This window comes from Cystobacter fuscus DSM 2262, from assembly GCF_000335475.2.
Classification (GTDB): domain Bacteria; phylum Myxococcota; class Myxococcia; order Myxococcales; family Myxococcaceae; genus Cystobacter; species Cystobacter fuscus.
Window position 1 is genome coordinate 65,418 of sequence record NZ_ANAH02000032.1, and the last position, 6,160, is coordinate 71,577.

Below are 6,160 nucleotides of genomic sequence, written 5' to 3' on the forward strand. Positions count from 1 at the left end.
ACGGCAATCGAGCGGGTCTTCTATCCGGGGGCGCCGGAGCCGTGGAGGCGTCGGGCGATGCTCGCACCGTTGGAGCTGGTGTCGTGGGGCTATGGGGCGGGCGTCCGGCTGCGTGGCGCGCTCTACGACGCGGGGTGGTTGCGCGGAGAGCGGGTGGAGGGCCTGCGGGTCATCTCGGTGGGCAACCTGAACGTGGGAGGGACGGGGAAGACGCCCGCGGTGCTCTACCTGGCGGAGCTGCTGGTGCGGGAGGGCAAGCGCGTGGGCATTCTCACGCGCGGGTATGGGCGTGGCTCGAAGGAGCCGTTGAGCTTCACGGGGCGGGAGCGGCTGCCGTCGGTGGAGGAAGCGGGGGACGAGCCGTTGCTGTTGGCGCGCCGGTGTCCCGAGGCCCGGCTGTTGGTGGGAGCGGACCGGCGGGCGTTGGCGAGGAGGGCGCGGGACGAGTACGGGCTGGAGGTGGTGCTGTTGGACGATGGCTTCCAGCACCGGCGGTTGGCGAGGGACGAGGACGTGGTGGTGGTGGACGAGGCGGTGGGCTTCGGCAATGGACGGATGTTGCCGCGAGGGCCCTTGCGCGAGCCCCTGGCGTCCCTGAAGCGGGCCACGCTCGTGTGGGTGCGAGCGTCCTCGGTGCCGGTGGTGGACTGGCCGCCGTTCACTGCGCCCCGGGTGCGGACGCTCTACCGGCCCACGGGCTGGGTGGACCCCGAGGGAGCGCTGCATCCACCCGGAGTGATGGAGGGGAGGCCGGTCCTGGCGCTGGCGGGATTGGCGCGGCCTGGTGGCTTCGTGCGGACGCTGGAGGAACTGGGCGTGGAGGTGAAGGGGACGGCCTTCTTCGCGGACCATCATCCGTTCAGCGCGCGGGAACTCGAGGAAGTCCGGGCCCGGGCGGAGCGGCTGGGAGCGCGGGTGGTGACGACGGAGAAGGACCGGGTACGTCTTCCCGTGGATTTCGAGACCTGGACGGTGAGACTGGGGGTGGAGGTGCTGGAGGGTGAGGCGCACCTCCGCCGGGCCCTGGGGCTTGAGTAGGAGAAGGTCGGCTTGTGGGCGGGGAGCCGGTGTGGGACAACGCGCCGCCATGGCCGCCGTTCTACCCGCCCGAGCGATGTCCTCCCTGGCTCAGTTGCCGCTGGCGTTCTCGCGCCGGAGGGTGCTGATGGTGGGGGATCTCGTCGCGGACCATTACATCTACGGCCAGACGGACCGGGTGAGCCGGGAGGCGCCGGTGCTGATCGTCCGCCACGAGTCCTCGGAGGTGAAGCTGGGGGGAGGGGCGAACGTGGCGGCGAACGTGCGAGCGCTGTCGGGGAAGGTGACGGCGGTGGGGGTGCTGGGCACGGACGAGATGGGCCGGGCGTTGCGCGAGCTGTTCGCCGAGGCGGACATCCAGCTGAGCGCGGTGAGTGCGCGCGACGTGGAGACGGAGACGAAGACGCGCATCCTGGCGGGCGGGGTGAGCACGACCCGACAGCAGATGTTGAGGTTGGACCGGGGCCAGCGGGGGCCCTTGCCGCCGCGGTTGAGGCGGGCCCTGGTGAAGCGGGTGGAGGAAGCGGCGAAGGAAGCGGACGCGGTGGTGGTGTCGGATTACGGCGCGGGGGTGGTGGGGGAGGAGATGCGCGAGGCGCTGCGCGCGCTGGCGGCGGAGGGGATGCCGGTGTGCGTGGACAGCCGCTACAGCTTGTCGGCCTTTACCGGGGTGACGGTGTGCAAGCCGAACGAGCCGGAGTTGCAGTCCTTGGTGGGCCGTCCCTTGAGGACGGAGGCGGAGCTGCTGGAGGCGGGGCATGAGGTGGTGAAGCGGCTGCGCTGCCAGGCGTTGTTGGTGACGCGGGGCCGGCATGGCATGGCGCTCTTCGATGCGAAGGGGGGCGTGGACCTGGTGCCGGTGCACGGGGCGAAGGACGCGGTGGACGTGACGGGGGCGGGGGATACGGTGATCGCGGCGTTTTCGCTCGGGTTGGCGGCCGGTGGCGGCTTCGGGGAGGCGGCGCGGCTGGCGAACGTGGCGGGATCGCTGGCGGTGCAGAAGCTGGGCACGGCGACGGTGGCGCGCGACGAGTTGTTGGGAGAGCTGAGGGGTACGAGATGAGCACGCTGGAAAAGGTGCGGGGGCTCGCGGAGGTGGTGGAGCAGCGCGAGCGCTGGCGAGCAGAAGGCAAGACGGTGGCGTTGGCCAACGGCATTTTCGATCTGCTGCATGTGGGACATGTGCGCTATCTGGAGGGAGCCCGGGAGCTCGCGGACCATCTGGTGGTGGCGGTGAACTCGGACGCGTCGACGAGGGCGTACAAGGGGCCGGGCCGGCCACACATCCCGGAGACGGAGCGGGCGGAATTGGTGGCGGCGCTGGCGTGTACGGACCGGGTGCTGGTATTCGACGAGCCCAACGTGCGGTCCATCATCCGGGCGTTGAAGCCGGACGTGCACGTGAAGGGCACGGATTACACGCCAGACAGCATTCCCGAGGCGGATGAGGTCCGCGCCTATGGGGGCCGGGTGGCGGTGGCGGGGGATCCCAAGAATCACAGCACGACGGAGCTGGCCCGGCGTTTGCGAATGGACCGAGGACCCGGATAGGGGGCGCACATGATGATTTTCGAGGAGTTGTTGAGGGTGCTGGCGTGCCCTCGTTGCAAGGAACCGCTTTCGCTCGATGAGGCCGGGTTGGCCTCTGGCGAGGGGGGGGCGGAGACGTCTGGGTCGGGGACGCTGAGCTGTGCGGGCTGCGCGCTCGCCTATCCCATCCGGGACGGGGTTGCGGAGTTGCTCGCCGGCGAGGCGAGCCCGTGGGTGAAGTCAGGATACTGAACTGCGGACCTGGAGTTCTTCGGCGAAGGAGCGGACCTCCTCGAAGACGCGGGCCTCGAGGTCCCCGCCCGAGTCGGCGACGGGGGTGAGGTCCACCATGCGGTGGGGCGGGTAGGGGTGTCCCCAGCGCTCCATGTCCATGCGGAGGAAGAGTCCGAGGGTGGGGGCTCCGACGGCCACGGACAGGTGCATGGGTCCGGTGTTGTTGCAGAGGGTGAGCCCGGCGTCGCGCATGAGGGCGGCCAGCTCATCGATGTTGGTGGGAGGCGCGAGCTGGGCGCCCGGAGCGGCGGCGACCACGGAGCGCGCGAGCTCCTCCTCGCCCGGGCCCCAGGTGACGATGGGGGTGCGTCCGGAGGCGAGCAGGGCGCGAGCGCCGGCGGCGAAGGCCTCGGGAGGGATGCGGCGCCAGCCGAGTCGTCCACCGGGGTTGACCACGGCGCGGGGCGAGCCGGCTCCGGCCTCGAGCCAGAGATGGAACTTCTCGCTGATGAGGGGGCGGCGGAAGGACATGCGCGCGGGCTGCTCGTCCTCCCGGACGAAGGGAGAGAGCAGGTGCAGGCGCTGGAGCATCTCGCCGGAGGTATCGGAGCGGGCGGGGATGGACAGCGAGTGCAGCAGGTGGACGGGCCACTGCTTGGGGCCGATGACGAGGGCGTGGGGCCCGACGAGCCGGGAGATGAGGGCGGAGGTCACCGAGGGGCTGGACCAGTTGGAGCAGTCGACGACGACGTCATAGCGCTCGCGGCGCAGGGCGCGGATGCCGGGGGCGAGGGCGCCGAGCCACAGCAGGCGCCGGTTGAAGGCGATGACGCGGTCGGCCTCGGGGTGGCCGGCGAGGACGCGAGCGACCTTGGCGTGGGCGAGGACGTGGACCTCGGGGGGGCGCGGGGTGGCCTTGAGGGCGCGGATGAGGGGGGTGGTGAGGAGGGCCTCCCCGACGCGGTTGTCGATGCGGACCAGGAGGACGCGTCGGGGGGAGGGGAGGGACTGCCCTGCCTGCCGGCGTCGGCCGGGGCGCCACAGGAGGGCGGATGCCACGAGAGCGAGTGCCAGCTTCGCCCAGAACTCGAGCCGCTTGTGCCAGACCATCGGGGCGCGGACCATAGCAGAGCGGGCGCGCGCGGGTGGCTTGACCTGATGGCCGGAAGCGCCTAGCAAGCCGCCAATGTTGAAGAGCATGACCGGATTTGGAGCGGGGCGCGCACGCGTGGGCGACGAGGAGTTCTCCGTCGAGGTGCGTTCGCTCAACCACAAGTTCTGCGAGGTGAAGGCGCGGCTGCCGCGGGAGTTGTCGGCGCTGGAGCCGGCGCTGGTGAAGCAGGTGAAGGACCGTCTGGCGCGAGGCGCGGTGGACGTCTTCATCAAGCGGAACACGGCGACGGCGGCGGGCACGGTGCCCGTGGTGGATGTGGGGCTCGCCCGGGAGTGGGCCCGTGCCCTGCGTGAAGTCGGGGAGGCCCTGGGGGAGCTGGCGGAGGTCTCCTGGTCGGTGGTGGCGAGCCAACCCGGGGTGGTGCGGTTGGAAGAGCGCGGCATGGACGTGGAGTCGGCGACGCAGGCTGTCTCCGGGGCACTGGAGCAGGCGCTGACGGCCCTGGAGCAGATGCGCCAGGTCGAGGGCGAGGCCATCCGGGTGGACCTGGAGACGCGGCTGGGGCTCATCGAGCGCTGGAGCCGGGAGGTGGCCGGGCTGGCCCCGCGTTCCGTGGAGGAGTACCGGCAGCGGCTGACCGAGCGGGTGGCGGAACTGGCGCGGGGCATCTCGGTGGACGAGCAGCGGCTCGCCCAGGAGGTGGCCCTGTTCGCGGAACGCAGCGACATCGCCGAGGAGATGACGCGGCTGGCGAGTCACCTGGAGCAGTTCCGCCAGCTCATGGGGGCGGGAGAGCCGTCGGGCCGCCGGATGGACTTCCTCGTGCAGGAGATGCACCGCGAGGTAAACACCACGGGCTCCAAGAGCCAGCACGCGGAGATCTCCGCACGAGTGGTGTCGATGAAGGCAGAAGTCGAGCGCATCCGCGAACAGGTCCAGAACGTCGAATGAACGAGCCCACTGTTTTCCCACCCGGTCTTCTGCTTGTGCTCTCCGCCCCCTCGGGGACGGGGAAGACGACCTTGGCGCGCCGTCTGCTGAACGAGGTGCCAAACGCCCTCTTCTCCATCAGCGTCACCACCCGGCAGCCCCGAGGCCGGGAGCAGAACGGAGTGGACTACCACTTCGTGGACGTCTCCTCCTTTCAGGATCGGATCGAGCGGGGCGACTTCGTGGAATGGGCCGAGGTGTACGGCCACTTCTATGGCAGCCCGCAGTCGGTGGTGGATGAGGCCCGGGCCCAACGGGGCATGGCCATCTTCGACATCGACGTACAGGGCGGGCTTGCGATCAAGCGCAAGCACTCCGACACGGTCTGTGTCTTCGTGGTGCCGCCCTCCTTGGAAGAGCTGGAGCGGCGGCTGCGCGAGCGCGGGACCGACGCCGAGGACACCATTCGTCGTCGGCTGTTGGCGGCTCGCTCGGAGATCGAGCGGGGAATCGCCTCGTACGACTACATCATCGTGAACGACAACTTCGACCGGGCTTATGCGGATCTCCACTCGGTGGTGGTCGCCGAGCGCTGTCGGCAGGGCAGGGTGGATCTCTCCAGGCTCCGCTTGGATCGCTCCGTCCCCTGAGGTCCTCTCCTCGGACTGGTTGAACCAGCAAGTTCCTCGAGGAGGAGTCGTTTGGGAGAGCGCAAGCAACGGTTGGGGAAAAGAGCTTGCGTCGGCGGATCGCTTGGTGGATAAGGCCCCTCACCTCGCGGCCGGGTGTCAGGCAACTGACAGTTGGCGGGAGGGGACGTACTCGTTACTTGACTGGCAACAGCGGGTGACGGGCGGGAACGACGGCTCGGTTGAAAGAGCAGTTGACTCTCGGCAGGGCGGGGCGATAGAAGCCGCGCCCCCACGGACGGAAAGGCGAAGCCGCACTGGCGGTGGAGACCTCCGGCCGAAGCAGACAGAGCGAAATAAGAAGTCGACGAAGCAAGTTGACTCGAAACGCGGTGGTGATAGATGCCACCTCCCCCAAGCCGAAGAAGTCGCGCAGGCGACAAGAAGCGGCGGGCGGGAAAAAACGAGTCGACGAAGCGAGTTGACAAGAGGGGCAGGGAAGCAGTAAGTTCCGCCTCCCTTCGACAGAGAAGAAAAATTCTCTTCGCGGTGAACCGAAAAAGCGAAGCGGCAACGGCCGCTTGACAGCGAAAACGGTTCAGAATACAACAGCCGCCCCGCTGGTTGAAGGCGGTGGGGCCGCGAGGTCGAGTGGAACAGTAGCACAGCAGGACAGCCGGACACA

Annotated in this window: 7 protein-coding genes; 6 read left to right on the top strand and 1 reads right to left on the bottom strand. The window is 69.3% G+C overall.

All coding sequences use genetic code 11. The features are described from left to right. The first annotated feature begins 57 nt into the window (after positions 1-57). The 4 genes from lpxK to D187_RS59375 all read left to right on the top strand — a co-directional run bounded on the left by lpxK (position 58) and on the right by D187_RS59375 (position 2,820). On the top strand, positions 58-1,038 hold the full coding sequence (gene lpxK / locus D187_RS36130) for a tetraacyldisaccharide 4'-kinase (protein ID WP_002627534.1): 981 nt from the start codon (positions 58-60) through the stop codon (positions 1,036-1,038). Positions 1,039-1,114: 76 nt separating this feature from the next. Further along, positions 1,115-2,101 carry a bifunctional heptose 7-phosphate kinase/heptose 1-phosphate adenyltransferase gene (locus D187_RS36135; RefSeq protein WP_020918506.1) on the top strand — a complete coding sequence of 329 codons (987 nt, stop codon included), beginning with the start codon at positions 1,115-1,117 and terminating at the stop codon, positions 2,099-2,101. Continuing rightward, on the top strand, positions 2,098-2,589 hold the full coding sequence (locus D187_RS36140) for an adenylyltransferase/cytidyltransferase family protein (RefSeq protein ID WP_002627532.1): 492 nt from the start codon (positions 2,098-2,100) through the stop codon (positions 2,587-2,589). The genes D187_RS36135 and D187_RS36140 overlap by 4 nt, the downstream gene beginning before the upstream one ends. 12 nt (positions 2,590-2,601) lie before the next feature. Continuing rightward, positions 2,602-2,820, top strand: coding sequence for a Trm112 family protein (locus tag D187_RS59375; RefSeq protein WP_368665065.1), 219 nt, complete (start codon positions 2,602-2,604; stop codon positions 2,818-2,820). Here the strand turns inward: D187_RS59375 and D187_RS36150 are convergent. After that, positions 2,809-3,912, bottom strand: coding sequence for a glycosyltransferase family 9 protein (locus D187_RS36150; protein ID WP_002627530.1), 1,104 nt, complete (start codon positions 3,910-3,912; stop codon positions 2,809-2,811). The two genes, D187_RS59375 and D187_RS36150, sit on opposite strands and share 12 nt — an antisense overlap. Positions 3,913-3,988: 76 nt before the next feature. On the opposite strand from D187_RS36150, the gene D187_RS36155 reads away from it, so the two are divergent. Next, entirely contained in the window at positions 3,989-4,867 is an 879-nt protein-coding gene (locus D187_RS36155) for a YicC/YloC family endoribonuclease (RefSeq protein WP_043433210.1), read from the top strand. Beyond that, the gene (gene gmk, locus D187_RS36160) at positions 4,864-5,496 is read left to right on the top strand and encodes a guanylate kinase (RefSeq protein WP_002627528.1); all 633 of its coding nucleotides are present in this window, start codon (positions 4,864-4,866) and stop codon (positions 5,494-5,496) included. The genes D187_RS36155 and gmk overlap by 4 nt, the downstream gene beginning before the upstream one ends. The last annotated feature ends 664 nt before the right edge of the window (positions 5,497-6,160 follow it).

Bases quoted from the DNA above. Each gene is read 5' to 3' on its own strand.
- lpxK (WP_002627534.1), top strand. From the start codon at position 58: ATGCTCGCACCGTTGGAGCTGGTGTCGTGGGGCTATGGGGCGGGCGTC.
- D187_RS36135 (WP_020918506.1), top strand. From the start codon at position 1,115: ATGTCCTCCCTGGCTCAGTTGCCGCTGGCGTTCTCGCGCCGGAGGGTG.
- D187_RS36140 (WP_002627532.1), top strand. From the start codon at position 2,098: ATGAGCACGCTGGAAAAGGTGCGGGGGCTCGCGGAGGTGGTGGAGCAG.
- D187_RS59375 (WP_368665065.1), top strand. From the start codon at position 2,602: ATGATTTTCGAGGAGTTGTTGAGGGTGCTGGCGTGCCCTCGTTGCAAG.
- D187_RS36150 (WP_002627530.1), bottom strand. From the start codon at position 3,912: ATGGTCTGGCACAAGCGGCTCGAGTTCTGGGCGAAGCTGGCACTCGCT.
- D187_RS36155 (WP_043433210.1), top strand. From the start codon at position 3,989: ATGTTGAAGAGCATGACCGGATTTGGAGCGGGGCGCGCACGCGTGGGC.
- gmk (WP_002627528.1), top strand. From the start codon at position 4,864: ATGAACGAGCCCACTGTTTTCCCACCCGGTCTTCTGCTTGTGCTCTCC.